The 13,611-nt window shown below is 58.5% G+C and carries 13 protein-coding genes; 9 read left to right on the forward strand and 4 right to left on the reverse strand.

Features of this window, described 5'->3' with window-relative positions; all coding sequences use genetic code 11:
- Positions 1 to 89 precede the first annotated feature (89 nt).
- Positions 90 to 2,552, reverse strand: coding sequence for an ATP-dependent helicase HrpB (gene hrpB, locus JEM67_RS23160; RefSeq protein WP_233527840.1), 2,463 nt, complete (start codon positions 2,550 to 2,552; stop codon positions 90 to 92).
- A 56-nt stretch (positions 2,553 to 2,608) separates the two neighbouring features.
- On the opposite strand from hrpB, the gene thpR reads away from it, so the two are divergent.
- The 6 genes from thpR to folK all read left to right on the forward strand — a co-directional run bounded on the left by thpR (position 2,609) and on the right by folK (position 7,703).
- On the forward strand, positions 2,609 to 3,151 hold the full coding sequence (thpR, locus tag JEM67_RS23165; protein ID WP_199638383.1) for an RNA 2',3'-cyclic phosphodiesterase: 543 nt from the start codon (positions 2,609 to 2,611) through the stop codon (positions 3,149 to 3,151).
- A complete protein-coding gene (sfsA, locus tag JEM67_RS23170) occupies positions 3,148 to 3,855 on the forward strand; it encodes a DNA/RNA nuclease SfsA (RefSeq protein WP_199638452.1) in 708 nt (235 codons plus the stop codon). The genes thpR and sfsA overlap by 4 nt, the downstream gene beginning before the upstream one ends.
- 182 nt (positions 3,856 to 4,037) lie before the next feature.
- Positions 4,038 to 4,493, forward strand: coding sequence for an RNA polymerase-binding protein DksA (gene dksA, locus JEM67_RS23175; protein ID WP_004947862.1), 456 nt, complete (start codon positions 4,038 to 4,040; stop codon positions 4,491 to 4,493).
- Between the two features lie 195 nt (positions 4,494 to 4,688).
- A complete protein-coding gene (gene gluQRS / locus JEM67_RS23180) occupies positions 4,689 to 5,588 on the forward strand; it encodes a tRNA glutamyl-Q(34) synthetase GluQRS (protein ID WP_199638385.1) in 900 nt (299 codons plus the stop codon).
- Positions 5,589 to 5,649: 61 nt separating this feature from the next.
- Entirely contained in the window at positions 5,650 to 7,203 is a 1,554-nt protein-coding gene (pcnB, locus tag JEM67_RS23185; RefSeq protein ID WP_071880467.1) for a polynucleotide adenylyltransferase PcnB, read from the forward strand.
- Positions 7,203 to 7,703 (forward strand): 2-amino-4-hydroxy-6-hydroxymethyldihydropteridine diphosphokinase, encoded by a 501-nt coding sequence (gene folK, locus JEM67_RS23190; RefSeq protein ID WP_004947882.1) that lies wholly within the window; start codon positions 7,203 to 7,205, stop codon positions 7,701 to 7,703. The genes pcnB and folK overlap by 1 nt, the downstream gene beginning before the upstream one ends.
- 24 nt (positions 7,704 to 7,727) lie before the next feature.
- Here the strand turns inward: folK and qseC are convergent, their stop codons facing one another.
- A complete protein-coding gene (qseC, locus tag JEM67_RS23195) occupies positions 7,728 to 9,086 on the reverse strand; it encodes a quorum sensing histidine kinase QseC (protein WP_199638387.1) in 1,359 nt (452 codons plus the stop codon).
- Positions 9,083 to 9,745, reverse strand: a complete 663-nt coding sequence (qseB, locus tag JEM67_RS23200; protein WP_013814456.1) for a quorum sensing response regulator transcription factor QseB — start codon at positions 9,743 to 9,745, stop codon at positions 9,083 to 9,085. The genes qseC and qseB overlap by 4 nt, the downstream gene beginning before the upstream one ends.
- Before the next feature lie 159 nt (positions 9,746 to 9,904).
- Between qseB and panB the strand changes: the two genes are divergently transcribed.
- The 3 genes from panB to panD all read left to right on the forward strand — a co-directional run bounded on the left by panB (position 9,905) and on the right by panD (position 12,217).
- The gene (gene panB / locus JEM67_RS23205) at positions 9,905 to 10,699 is read left to right on the forward strand and encodes a 3-methyl-2-oxobutanoate hydroxymethyltransferase (RefSeq protein ID WP_126485141.1); all 795 of its coding nucleotides are present in this window, start codon (positions 9,905 to 9,907) and stop codon (positions 10,697 to 10,699) included.
- A 22-nt stretch (positions 10,700 to 10,721) separates the two neighbouring features.
- Complete coding sequence (gene panC, locus JEM67_RS23210) at positions 10,722 to 11,576, forward strand: pantoate--beta-alanine ligase (RefSeq protein WP_013814457.1); 855 nt, start codon at positions 10,722 to 10,724, stop codon at positions 11,574 to 11,576.
- A 260-nt stretch (positions 11,577 to 11,836) separates the two neighbouring features.
- Complete coding sequence (panD, locus tag JEM67_RS23215) at positions 11,837 to 12,217, forward strand: aspartate 1-decarboxylase (RefSeq protein WP_004947897.1); 381 nt, start codon at positions 11,837 to 11,839, stop codon at positions 12,215 to 12,217.
- Between the two features lie 36 nt (positions 12,218 to 12,253).
- Here the strand turns inward: panD and JEM67_RS23220 are convergent, their stop codons facing one another.
- The gene (locus JEM67_RS23220; protein ID WP_199638389.1) at positions 12,254 to 13,534 is read right to left on the reverse strand and encodes a polysaccharide deacetylase family protein; all 1,281 of its coding nucleotides are present in this window, start codon (positions 13,532 to 13,534) and stop codon (positions 12,254 to 12,256) included.
- Positions 13,535 to 13,611 lie beyond the last annotated feature (77 nt).

The raw sequence follows: 13,611 nt of genomic DNA on the forward strand, positions 1-13,611 counted from the left end.
AGAGAGCTTATCCCGATGAGCTTACTCTAGTAAGTGATTCGGGTAAGTGAGTACAGCCAACACAGATGCGGCGTCAAGTATGACGGGGGTTACTGATATTTTTTCGTGCGCCGCGTGGGGGCGGTATTCGCCGGGTCATCCGGCCACACGTGTTTCGGGTAGCGCCCTTTCATCTCTTTCTGCACTTCCCGGTAGGCACCTTGCCAAAACGCCGCCAGATCGCCGGTGATTTGCAGCGGCCGGTGTGCCGGTGAGAGTAACTCAAGCACCACCGGGATGCGACCCTCGGCCAGCATTGGGCTGCGCTGTTCACCGAACACTTCCTGTAAACGCACCGCCAGCGCCGGCGGTTTGCCGGCATCATAGCGAATCGGCAAACGGCTGCCGGTCGGCACAGTGTAATGAGTGGGCAGCGCATTATCCAGCCGCTGCTTTTGCTGCCAGTCCAGCAGGCGCGCAAGGGCTTCGGCGATATTGACCTGTTTCAGCCCGCGCATGTCGCGTACGCCATTCAGGGAGGGCAGCAGCCATTGCTCCAGCCTCTCCAGCAGCGACTCATCATCGACCGGTGGCCAGGCAGCCTCCGGCAGCCAATTTTGCGCGCACTGCAAACGCAGGCGCAGCTGTTCGGCGGCGGTGTCCCAGTTGAGCACCGCCACACCCTGAGCGCGTACCCAGTTGAGCAGCGCCAGTTGCAGTTCTTCATCGGCCGGTTTGGCCAACGGCTGCGCCCGCAGCGTCAGGCGGCCAATCTGTTGGCGTTTCCAGGCACGCAGCGTGCCCTTTTCTTCATCCCACTCCACCGCAGTTTGCTGGGAAACGATCGCCGGCAGTTGCGCCGCCAGTGCATCAATCTCCACCGGCAGCGCCAGCAGAATGCGCGCATCGGGGCTGTTGTGGCCCTGCAGCAGGCTTGGCGCGATCAGCCACGGCGCTCGCGACAGCGCCTCATCCTGATTCATCGCCGCTCCCATACCGTTGGCCAGCAGGTAACGGCCATCCTGACCGCGCCGCTGGGCGATGCGGTCGGTAAACGCCAACGCCAGCAAACACGGCGCCAAATCTGCATCAATCTGCCCGCTTCGCGGCTGCAAACGCCGCGCTAACTGGGCAGCACGGCGCTGCCAGTTTGGCTGCGGACGGCTCAGCCAATAGCCGATATCCATCTGCCCATTGCGTGGCGGTTCCTCCAGCAGCGCAGCCAGCGCCGCAGCGGTCGCCAATCCATCCGCCCCCTGCTCTGCACCGTGGGTCAGCATCGCCGCCAATCGGGGTTCACAGCCTAGCGTAGCCATCTGCCGGCCCCGCGCGGTTAATTTGCCGCCGTCGTCGGTAGCGCCAAGGTGTTGCAGCAGGTTTCTTGCCGCCACCAGCGCCGTCTCCGGAGGCCGATCGAGCCAGGTCAGTTGCCCAACGTCATGGCAGCCCCACTGCAACAGCTCCAGCCAGAAGCCGGCAAGATCGCTTTGCAGGATTTCCGGTTCGGCATGCTCCGCTGCCCGCTCTGCCTGTTCTTTGGCAAACAGGTGCCAGCAAATACCGGGTTCCAGACGCCCGGCACGGCCGGCACGCTGGATCATCGACGCCTGGCTGATGCGCTGCGTCACCAGCCGCGTCAGGCCGTTACGCACGTCATAACGCGCCACGCGCTCCAGCCCGCTGTCCACCACCAACCGAATGCCTTCGATGGTCAGGCTGGTTTCGGCGATGTTGGTCGCCAGCACCACCTTGCGGCGCCCGGCCGGCGACGGTTGAATCGCTTTTTGCTGCTGCGCCAGCGGCAATGCGCCATACAGCGGGCACAGGTCGGTATCGGCCGCCACCTCACCGTTCAGCCGCTCCAGCACCCGGTTGATTTCCGCCACGCCGGGCAGGAACAACAGCAGCGATCCGCCCTGTTCGGACAGCAGACGTTTCACCGCCGCCGCCACACCCTCCTCCAGCCGTTGATGGTTGGCCAATGGCTGATATTGGCGTTCAACCGGGAAGCTGCGCCCCTCGGACACCACCACCGGCGCCTGCGGCAGCAGCTGCGTCATACGGGCGTTATCCAGCGTCGCCGACATAATCAGCAGTTTGAGATCCTCACGCAGCCCCTGTTGCACGTCCAGCAACAGGGCCAACGCCAGATCGGCCTGCAGGCTGCGTTCATGGAATTCATCGAGGATCACCAGCGAGACGCCCTGCAGCTCGGCGTCCTGCTGCAACATGCGAGTGAGAATGCCTTCGGTCACCACCTCCAACCGGGTATGCGGCCCGCTTTTGCTTTCGGCGCGCATGCGGTAACCCACGGTTTGGCCCGGCTCTTCCCCCAACTGTTGCGCCAACCGATACGCCACGTTTTTCGCCGCCAGACGGCGCGGCTCCAGCATGATGATGCGGCCCGGCAGGCCGGCTTTGGCCAGAATCTGCAGCGGTAACCAAGTCGATTTACCGGCACCGGTTGGCGCGTGCAGCAACACCTGCGGGGCGGATTGCAGCGCAGTGAGCAATTCATCAAGAACCGCACTGACGGGCAGTGAAGACACAGAACTCTCCGTAGTGGTTAACATTGGGCGGCGCACATTGTAGCATTAGACTCTGCATTTCATTCATTTGCCGGGTATCTATGTCCAGTTCGCGCCGCCTGTTTTTCGCCCTGACCTTACCGGATGCGCTACAGCAACAGGTGATCCGCTGGCGCGCCGAAGCTTTCACGCCCGAAGCCGGTCGGCCGGTCGCCGCGGCTAACCTGCATCTGACGCTGGCGTTTCTCGGTGATGTCAGCGCGCAAAAGGAAACCGCGCTGAAAAAACTGGCCGGTCGCATTATCCAACCCGGCTTCAGCATGGTACTGGACGATCTTGGCCACTGGCCGCGCCCTGGCGTGGTATGGCTTGGCACCCGCCGCGCACCGCGAGGGGTGTTGCAACTGGCGGAGCTGTTGCGATCGCAGGCGGCCCGCAGCGGCTGCTACCAAAGCCCGATGCCGTTTCATCCGCACATCACCCTGCTGCGCTCTGCAACGCAACCGGTAGCCGTGCCGCCCGCAACGCCGGGCTGGACCTTCAGCGCCGACACCTTCGCCCTGTACCAGTCAGTATTTGAGAACGGTCGCACGCGTTATCACCCGCTGGAACAATGGTCTTTAACCCATCAGGATACCCCATGATTTTCACCCCACCACTACGTTCCGCCACGCTGATTAAACGTTACAAACGTTTTCTGGCCGACGTGATTACCCCGGAAGGCGAAACGTTCACCCTGCACTGCGCCAACACGGGCGCCATGACCGGCTGCGCCACCCCAGGCGATACCCTTTGGTATTCCACTTCGGATAACGCCAAGCGCAAATATGCCCACAGCTGGGAGTTGACGCACACCCAACAGGGGGATTGGATCTGCGTCAACACCCTGCGCGCCAACGGATTGGTGCGCGAAGCCATTGAACAGAATTTAATCAATGAATTATCCGGTTACAGTAAAATCAGCGGCGAAGTAAGATATGGCAGTGAAAACAGCCGTATCGATTTGTTATTACAGGCAGAAAATAGGGTTAACTGCTATATTGAAGTTAAGTCAGTCACATTACTGCAACAAGAACGTGGTTACTTCCCTGATGCGGTAACGCTCAGAGGACAAAAGCATCTGCGTGAGTTGCTCGGCGTGGTTGAAAGCGGGCAGCGGGCGGTTTTGTTTTTTGCTGTGTTACATAGCGGTATTGAACAGGTCGCACCGGCACATCATATAGATGAGCGTTATGCGGCACTGTTGGCACAGGTTCGGCAGTTGGGAGTAGAAGTCGTTTGTTATGGGGCTAAATTATCACCTGACGGTATATCTCTCTGCGATAAGTTACCGTTTTTTATCGATTAGCGACACCGGGCACCAATAATTCAACAACCGGTCATCGCGTCGCCAAATACGCCTTCCTTCACAGCATTGTCAAGCAGGCGACAGGAATAATTGCCAACCTACCTTCCATCTGTTATTTATAGCGGCCTGTTTTTCCCCCGCATTGGGGATTCGATAGTGCGTGTGTATGTAGGAGAAGCAACATGCAAGAAGGGCAAACCCGTAAAACCTCGTCCTTGAGCATTCTCGCCATCGCTGGGGTGGAGCCGTACCAAGAGAAGCCGGGCGAAGAGTACATGAACGTCGCCCAGTTGAAGCATTTCAAGCTTATTCTTGAAGCGTGGCGCAACCAGCTCAGGGACGAAGTGGACCGTACTGTATCGCATATGCAAGACGAAGCGGCCAACTTCCCGGATCCGGTAGACCGTGCCGCGCAGGAAGAAGAGTTCAGCCTTGAACTGCGTAACCGTGACCGTGAACGCAAACTGATCAAAAAGATCGAGAAAACGCTGAAGAAAGTGGAAGACGAAGATTTCGGCTACTGCGACTCCTGCGGCGTAGAAATTGGTATTCGTCGCCTTGAAGCGCGTCCGACTGCCGATTTGTGCATCGACTGCAAGACCCTGGCAGAAATCCGCGAAAAGCAGATGGCCGGCTAATACCGCTACTCTAAATGATTGGAGCTGCATCAAGGCGGCAAGATTGCGCATCCCGATGAGTTTACTTCGGTAAGTGATTCGGGTAAGCAAGCGCAGCCAACACAGAGGCAGTTTCAAGCATAACGAGTATGTTACCGCTGTGGCGCACGCTCCAACGTGCGCCACACAGAGAAAAGGGAAAGTTTCCCCTCTGATATGCAAGAAAGTCATTATGTGGGGCGCTTTGCCCCATCGCCTTCCGGGGATCTGCATTTCGGCTCGCTGATTGCCGCTCTGGGAAGCTACCTCCAGGCTCGTGCCCAACGCGGGCAGTGGCTGGTTCGCATTGAAGATATTGACCCCCCGCGCGAAGTCGCCGGTGCGGCCGCCCGTATCTTATCCGCACTGGAACACTATGGTCTCCTCTGGGACGGCCAGGTCATCTATCAATCCCAACGTCACGAAGCCTACCGCGCAACCCTGGATCAGCTGCAACAACAGGGGCTTAGCTATTTCTGCAATTGCACCCGCAGCCGTATCCAGCAAATTGGCGGTTTGTATGACGGCCACTGCCGTGATTTGCATCTTGGCCCGCAGGGCGCCGCTATCCGTTTACGTCAATCCGCACCGGTTTACGCCTTTCACGATCGCCTGCAAGGCGAGTTGCAGGCCGATCCGGCTCTGGCCCGGGAAGATTTCATCATTCGCCGACGCGATGGGTTGTTTGCCTATAATTTAGCGGTAGTGATTGACGACCATTTCCAGGGCGTGACCGAAATCGTGCGCGGCGCCGATCTGATTGAGCCGACAGTGCGCCAGATTGCGCTGTATCATCAGTTGCAAGCGCCGGTCCCCGCTTATGTGCATTTGCCACTGGCGCTGGGTGCAAACGGCATCAAGCTATCGAAGCAAAATCATGCGCCAGCGCTGCCCGAAGGCGATCCTCGCCCGGTGCTGATCGCCGCGCTGAAATTTCTGCGTCAACCGCTGCCGGAAAGCTGGCAAGATCTTGACCTGCCGTTATTATTGAGCTGGGCTATAGCACACTGGAAACTGGAAAATGTGCCCCGCCAGGTGGATGAAAACACATCGGCATTCTCAAAGGAGCCATGGTGAGCTATGATTAGCCGCTATTTTTTGTTAGCTCCATTTTTATCAGTCACTATCGAGGTGTACCATTTTTACCCGAGTAGCCAATTTCTGCCGTAAGGTACTAATCCGCGATGACAAGCTGCCCCGCGAGGATGCGCCGGTGAGCGATAAAAAGGTAATCCGCGAAGAAAGCGTGGTGGCTGAACAGCCTGCCGCGCCGCAACAACAAAGGCACGCCGAAAGCGGCAGAGAAACCCCTGCCCGCCGACCGGCGCCGCGTAAGCGCCCACCTTTTCCCGCAGCGGAGGGGACCGGCCCCATGACCGTGATCCCACGCGAGCAGCATTCAATCTCACGCAAAGACATCAGTGAGAACGCGCTGAAAGTGTTGTACCGCCTGAACAAATCCGGCTACGAAGCCTATCTGGTCGGTGGCGGCGTGCGCGATTTGTTGCTCGGCAAAAAACCGAAAGATTTCGACATCACCACCAACGCCACGCCAGATCAGGTGCGCAAGCTGTTCCGCAACTGCCGCCTGGTCGGCCGCCGTTTCCGTCTGGCGCACGTGATGTTCGGACCGGAAATCATCGAGGTTGCCACTTTCCGCGGCCACCACGAGCAGCAAACCCCGGAATCAGACAAGAACTCTTCCCAGCAGGCCCAAAATGGCATGCTGTTGCGCGACAACATCTTCGGTTCGATCGAAGAAGATGCTCAGCGCCGCGACTTCACCATCAACAGCCTGTATTACGGCGTGGCGGACTTCACCCTGCGTGATTACGTTGACGGTATGCGTGACTTGCAACAGGGCGTGATTCGCCTGATCGGCGATCCGGAAACCCGCTACCGCGAAGATCCGGTGCGCATGCTGCGCGCGGTGCGCTTTGCCGCCAAGCTGGACATGAGCATCAGCGACGAAACCGCCGAGCCGATCCCACGCCTGGCGTCGTTGCTGCATGAGATCCCGCCGGCACGTCTGTTTGAGGAATCGCTCAAGCTGCTGCAGGCAGGTTACGGTTACCCAACCTATTTGAAACTGTGCGAATACCAGCTGTTCCAGCCGCTGTTCCCGCAGATAGCACGCCACTTCACGCCTAGCCATGACACGCCGATGGAGCGCATTCTGGCACAGGTGCTGAAAAACACCGATTATCGGCTGCAGAACGACATGCGCGTCAATCCGGCGTTCCTGTTTGCTGCTATGCTTTGGTATCCGCTGCTGGAACATGCGCAGAAACTGGCGCAGGAGAGCGGGCTGGCGTATTACGACGCCTTCGCGTTGGCGATGAATGACGTGCTGGACGAACAGTGTCGCTCACTGGCGATTCCGAAACGCATCACCACGTTGGTTCGCGATATCTGGCAGTTGCAGTTGCGCCTGTCTCGCCGCCAGGGCAAACGTGCGCACAAGCTGATGGAACACCCAAAATTCCGCGCCGCTTACGATCTGCTGGCGCTGCGCGCCGAAGTGGAAGAAAACCAGGAAATGCTGCGTCTGACCGAATGGTGGGGCGAGTTCCAGGAAGCCACGCCGGCGCGTCAGAAAACCATGTTGAGCACTTTGGGTGACGACCCCGCGCCACGCCGCGCTCGTCAACGTCGCCCTCGCCGCCGGACGCCGCGTAAAGAAGGAGCATAATGATCCGCGTTTATATCGCGCTGGGGAGTAACCTGGCGCAACCGCTGCAACAGGTAAAAGCCGCACTGGAGGCGCTGGAGCATCTCCCGCGCACCCGATTGATCCTTTGTTCGTCGTTTTACCGCACCAAGCCGCTGGGGCCGCAGAACCAGCCGGATTTTCTCAATGCGGTGGTGGCGCTCGATACCTTGCTGCCCGCCGAACAACTGCTCGATCATACCCAAGCGATAGAACGCAATCAGGGCCGCGTGCGCAAAGATGAGCGCTGGGGCCCACGCACCCTCGATCTGGACATCATGCTGTATGGCGAGCAGGTTATTCATACCGATCGCCTGACAGTGCCGCATTACGGCCTGAAAGAACGCGAGTTCATGCTCTACCCGCTGGCGGAAATCGCCCCCGAGTTGGTGTTCCCGGACGGTGAATCGCTGGCCAGTTGCCTGAAGCGCGTGCCGGAGAACGGCATGGAGCTGTGGCATCAGCCCAAGCAAAAAGCCTGAATCGGGCGCAGCATGCAGCGCCCCCTACAGCATCACCTGAGCGACAAACCCGCCTTCCGCCCGGTTGGCAAAGCTGATGCGCAGCCCGTGCAAACCGGCGATGCGCTGCACGATAGATAACCCCAACCCGCTGCCGGTTTGCTCCTGGCCCGGCGGACGATAAAAACGCTCACCCAGCCGTACCAGATGCTCCGCCGTTATCCCCGGCCCATTGTCTTCGACCGCCAGCAAGCGCTCTGTAAGCCTCACAGTGACGGTGCCGCCCGCAGGCGTGTAACGTACCGCATTGTCCACCAAATTACGCACCAGCAGCGACAGCAGCAGCGCTTGCCCCTGTAACGGTGCCGGCATGCCCTGCTGTTCGTAACGCAACGTGACGCCGGCGGCGTGAGCATGGCGATCCTGCTCCGCCAGCGTCATCGGCACTAACCGGCTCCAGTCGACCGGCGCCAAATCGGCCAGATCCGACAGTGAATCCAACCGCGACAACGTCAGCAACTGATCGACCAAGCGGGTGGCACGATCGATGCTCACCGTCAGATTTCCCAGCGCATGCTCGCGCATCGGCTCGTCGTCACCGGCCAATTGCACCACTTCCGTCTGCACCCGCAGTGCCGCCAACGGGCTACGCAGCTCATGGGCGGCATCGGAGGTAAAACGCCGCTCACGCACCAGTAGCGCGTTGATGCGCGCAAACAGCGTGTTCAGTGCATCCACCAACGGCCTGACTTCGGTCGGTACCTGACGCGCATCCAGCGGCGTAGCGTCGTCAGGCGCGCGCTTGCGCAGCCCGGCGGCCACCACGCGCAGTGGCCGCAGTTCACGCCCCACCATCAGCGCGATCAACAGCATCAGAATCGGCAACGTCACCAGCCACGGCACCAGTTGCCCGGTTACCATACCCAGCGCCATATCCCGCCGGTAATCCCACTCCTGGCCGACCACGATGCGATAGCGGCCGTCCGGGCTGGTCAGCCACAGCAGCCGCCAGCTGTCGTCATCGCCCCGGCGTTCGCCATCGGTAAAGCCTTCGCGTTCGCCGTCAAAACGGAAATCCGCGCCGTTTTCACCGTCATTGAGCAACATCTTGCCGTTACGGTCGAAGATGGCGAACGCCAACGCGTCGTCATCCTGCTTGCCCCGCTTGCCGTGATGCACCAGCTTCTTGGTTTTCGGCAGGCTACGCACGCTTTCGTCGGCCAGCAGATCGCCCAGATTGGCGGTCGCCAAGCGCTTGGCAAACAGCATCTGTTGGGTATCAAACACTTCATTGATGTTGTTGCGCGTCATCATCCACGCCACCAGGCTGGCGGAACACCAGGTCACCAGCGCCAGCAGGCTGAAAATAAGGATCAGCCGCAGCCGCAAGCTGAGATGTTTCACGAGACCTCCCCCAACGTGTAGCCCACGCCGTGAATGGTGCGGATAAAACCGTTACCCAACTTGCGCCGCAGGTGATGGATATGCACTTCCACTGCATTACTGCTGACTTCGTCATCCCAGTTGTACAGTTTTTCCTGGATCAGCGGCCGCGCCAACACTCGCCCCTTGTTATGCAGGAACAGCTCCAGCAGCGCCAGTTCACGCGGCGTCAAGGTTACCGGCTCGCCGTTGCAGCTCAGGCTGCGAGTGGCCGAGTCAAACACCAGGTTGCCATGCACCAGCTGCGGCATCAGTTGGCCATGACGGCGGCGGATCAACGCCTGCAGGCGCGCCGCGACTTCCGTCAGGGCGAAAGGTTTGCACAGGTAATCATCGGCACCGCTCTGCAGGCCACTGACCCTTTGCTCCAGTGCATCACGCGCGGTAAGGATCAGCACCGGCACATCATGACCGGCCTGGCGCCATTGGCGCAACAAATCCAGCCCATCAAGGCCCGGCAAGCTGAGATCGAGGATCACCGCATCGTAAGGTGCGCTTTCCAACGCGTTTTTGCCGACCACCCCGTCGGTAAACCAGTCCAGATTAAAGCCGAGTTTGGTCAACCCGGCCTTGATGCCGTCACCGATTAACTTGTCGTCTTCTATCAGTAGAATTCGCATGCTCGTCCCTTTTTCACTATTACATCACAAGGTTCTTAAGAACCCCTTAAGCTTCATGATCTGCGCTACCCACCCCGTTAGGGTTACAGTAGAATGACAGCACTTTTTTGCAGCCAGGGCCCTGCGCATACCGCGCGGCTCTATTCAGGAGACGTAGTGATGAAACCCACCACCGTGACCCACTTGCGCCAGTGGAAACAGGAGCAACGCAAGTTTGCTTCACTGACCGCCTACGATGCCAGCTTTGCCCAACTGTTTGAAGAGCAAGGCGTTAAAGTACTGCTGGTGGGTGATTCGCTGGGCATGACGCTGCAGGGCCACGACTCCACGCTGCCGGTCACCGTCGCCGACATCGCTTACCACACACGGGCCGTACGCCGTGGTGCCCCGGCCTGCCTGCTGCTGTCTGACATGCCTTTCATGAGTTACGCCACCCCGGAGCGGGCCTTCGCCAACGCTGCCGAGCTGATGCAGGCCGGCGCCAATATGGTGAAACTGGAAGGCGGCAGTTGGCTGTGCGAAACGGTGAAAATGCTCACCGAGCGCGCCGTGCCGGTGTGCGGCCACCTCGGCCTGACACCGCAGTCGGTGAACGTATTCGGTGGCTACAAGGTGCAAGGCCGTGACGAACTCGCCGCCAAACAACTGCTGGAAGATGCGCAAAATCTGGAGCTGGCCGGCATGCAGCTGCTGGTGCTGGAGTGCGTACCGACCGAACTGGCACGCAAGATCACCGAAGCGCTGTCCATTCCGGTGATCGGCATTGGCGCCGGCAACGTGACCGATGGCCAGATTCTGGTGATGCACGACGCCTTTGGCATTACCGGCGGTCATACGCCGAAATTCGCTAAAAATTTCCTGGCGCAAAGCGGCGATATCCGCCTGGCGGTGCAACAGTATATGCAGGAAGTGGAGCAAGGCGCTTACCCCGCTGAAGAACACTCTTTTAATTAAGCGATCGTTCCAGGAGCTATCAATGATTATTATCGAAACCCTGCCTTTGCTGCGTCAGCAGATCCGCCGCTGGCGCCAGGACGGCAAACGCATCGCGTTGGTACCTACCATGGGCAATCTGCACGAAGGCCATATGACGCTGGTTGATGAAGCCCGAGCGCGTGCCGATATCGTGGTGGTCAGCATTTTCGTGAATCCGATGCAGTTCGAACGCCCTGACGATCTGGCGCGCTACCCGCGCACCCTGCAGGAGGACAGCGAAAAGCTGACCCGCCGCAACGTCGACCTGGTGTTCGCACCGGCGCCGGCCGATGTCTACCCGCAGGGGCTGGAACAGCAAACCTATGTCGACGTGCCGGGCATTTCCACCATGCTGGAAGGCGCCAGCCGCCCTGGTCATTTCCGCGGCGTCGCCACCATCGTCAGCAAACTGTTCAATCTGGTTCAGCCGGATCTGGCCTGTTTTGGCGAGAAGGACTACCAGCAACTGGCGTTAATCCGCAAGATGGTGGCGGACATGGGGTACGACATCGATATCGTCGGCGTGCCGACCGTGCGCGCTAAAGACGGCCTGGCGCTCAGCTCGCGCAACGGCTACCTGACAGCCGAAGAACGCAAAATCGCGCCTCAGCTCAGCAAGATCATGAACGCATTGGCAGAACAACTCAGCAACGGCGAGCGCCACGTCGACGATCTGCTGGAGCAAACCGCCGCGCACTTGCGCGCCGCCGGTTTCACCCCGGACGAACTGTTTATCCGTGACGCCGACAGCCTGCAACCGCTGGGTGTTGAAAGCCAACGCGCAGTGGTACTGATGGCCGCCTGGCTGGGCAAGGCACGCCTGATCGATAACCAGCAGGTTGACCTGACACTATAAGTTATTTTTTGTGCAATCGTCACCGTTGTAGCCCACCCGAAAGTAGACAAGGATGGCGTTATCGGTGACGATAAACACCGGATGGATGTTCAACCCCAATCGCTTCTATATACCCTAAATAATTGGCGTTGCAGCAAGGTGGCAAGCCCGTAAGTCCCCAGGAGCATAGACAACTCTATGACTGGGGTGATCGGATACAGCCAACACAGGTGCAGCGTCAAGTATGACGGGGATAGGCGGATATTCAGTTAGGTAAAGTTATGATACGTACTATGCTGCAAGGCAAGCTGCATCGGGTGAAAGTGACTCAGGCCGACTTGCACTATGAAGGTTCCTGCGCCATCGATCAGGATTTCCTGGAGGCCGCAGGCATTCTGGAATATGAAGCTATCGATATTTATAACGTTGATAACGGTCAGCGTTTCTCGACCTACGCCATCGCCGCTGAACGCGGTTCGCACATCATTTCGGTCAACGGCGCGGCGGCACGTTGCGCCTGCGTGGGCGACAAACTGATCATCTGCTCTTACGTGCAGATGAGCGATGCCGATGCCCGCCAGCACCACCCGAAAGTCGCCTATTTCGAAGGTGACAACAACCTGCAACGCAAAGCGAAAGCCGTGCCGGTTCAGGTAGCCTGAGAATAAAAACGGGCGCATTTCAGCGCCCGTTTCCTGCTATTGCACCACCACCGTTCCCGGCTTGTTGGCTATTCTGTCCGCCATGGTCTGAATGGAGTCGGTACGCAGAATATACAGCCGCTTCAGCGTATACGGATTATCCCCCGGCTTTACCTTACCCTGCACCGTGGTCACCGCCATATGGAAACCGGCGTCTTTCGCCGCCTGTATCGCCCGCTGGTTGTAGCCGCCGAACGGATAGGATACGTACAACACATGCGGATTAAACTGCGACAGCGCGCGGCGCGAGCGCTCAAAATCGAATTCGATATTGTGCAGTGAACGGCTCAGCAGAATAGGCTGGCGGTTGCCGTCGGTACGGTGCAGGAAATGCGTATGTGACTGCACGTCGAACACGTCCTGGATCTGCTTGAGTTCTGAAATGCTCATAAACTGCAGCGAGTCCGGGTTCCACTTTTGCGGATGGCGTTTGATGCGCGAAGAAATAATAAACGCCGTTGCGCGGAAACCGTAGTCCTTCAACACCGGGTAAGCATAGCGATACACCGACTTCAACCCGTCATCAAAAGTCAGCACCACCGCCTTACCCGGCAGGTTGATCTGGTTCTTCAGATAGGCTTCCAGCTGGTACAGGGAAATGGTGTCATAACCCGCCTGCTTCAGGTAGGTCATCTGGTTGCTGAACGCCACGTCCGACGTGGTGGTCGAGGTATGGCGGAAACGCTTGTTCTCTTCGTTTTTCAGCAGATGGTGGTAGGTCAGCACCGGAACGCCGGTGTCGATTTCGCAGTCCAGTTCGCTGATATAGCCCAGACGATCGCCAATATTGATCTCATACCAGGTATTGTTCAGCCGATCCTTCAGTTTGCCGATGATCGGATAACGCAGGTTCTCTTCCAGCACGCCAAACACTTCGCTGGCGTTATCCGCCTCGGTATAGACGTTGATCGCCTTCTGCGTGATCAGGTTCTGATTGGTCAGCGGCTTATTCAGCTCACCGAGATCGTCTTGCACCTTGCGTGACTTTTTGAGGTTGCGCACGTCGTCTTTATCGATAAACCCCGTGCCGTGACCAAACTTGAATTCGTAATATTCCGCATCCGCCGGGAACACCTGAATCAGCTGCCCCTGCTTCACTTCTCCGACCGGGATAACATGCTCGCCAATCAGCGAATAAACCTCGCTGTCGCGTTGCGCTTCCATATATTCAGATTTAACAGCGCTGTTTTCCGACAACAAATTTGCCAGCGTCGCCGGAGAAGCGAGTGACATCAGGATGCCGAGTAGCCCAGCCGCTATCTTGTGTTGAGGCCGCATGGTTATGTTCTGCTTACGAGTGCGTGATAAAAAGGGAGAAAATGTGGAGCGCCAGCATAGCACGATTTGAACATCGG

Source organism: Serratia sp. PAMC26656 (assembly GCF_016469055.2).
Lineage (GTDB): Bacteria > Pseudomonadota > Gammaproteobacteria > Enterobacterales > Enterobacteriaceae > Serratia > Serratia plymuthica.

Bases quoted from the DNA above. Each gene is read 5' to 3' on its own strand.
- sfsA (WP_199638452.1), top strand. From the start codon at position 3,148: ATGATTTTCACCCCACCACTACGTTCCGCCACGCTGATTAAACGTTAC.
- JEM67_RS23220 (WP_199638389.1), bottom strand. From the start codon at position 13,534: ATGCGGCCTCAACACAAGATAGCGGCTGGGCTACTCGGCATCCTGATG.
- dksA (WP_004947862.1), top strand. From the start codon at position 4,038: ATGCAAGAAGGGCAAACCCGTAAAACCTCGTCCTTGAGCATTCTCGCC.
- gluQRS (WP_199638385.1), top strand. From the start codon at position 4,689: ATGCAAGAAAGTCATTATGTGGGGCGCTTTGCCCCATCGCCTTCCGGG.
- panB (WP_126485141.1), top strand. From the start codon at position 9,905: ATGAAACCCACCACCGTGACCCACTTGCGCCAGTGGAAACAGGAGCAA.
- thpR (WP_199638383.1), top strand. From the start codon at position 2,609: ATGTCCAGTTCGCGCCGCCTGTTTTTCGCCCTGACCTTACCGGATGCG.
- hrpB (WP_233527840.1), bottom strand. From the start codon at position 2,552: ATGTTAACCACTACGGAGAGTTCTGTGTCTTCACTGCCCGTCAGTGCG.
- qseB (WP_013814456.1), bottom strand. From the start codon at position 9,745: ATGCGAATTCTACTGATAGAAGACGACAAGTTAATCGGTGACGGCATC.
- folK (WP_004947882.1), top strand. From the start codon at position 7,203: ATGATCCGCGTTTATATCGCGCTGGGGAGTAACCTGGCGCAACCGCTG.
- panC (WP_013814457.1), top strand. From the start codon at position 10,722: ATGATTATTATCGAAACCCTGCCTTTGCTGCGTCAGCAGATCCGCCGC.
- panD (WP_004947897.1), top strand. From the start codon at position 11,837: ATGATACGTACTATGCTGCAAGGCAAGCTGCATCGGGTGAAAGTGACT.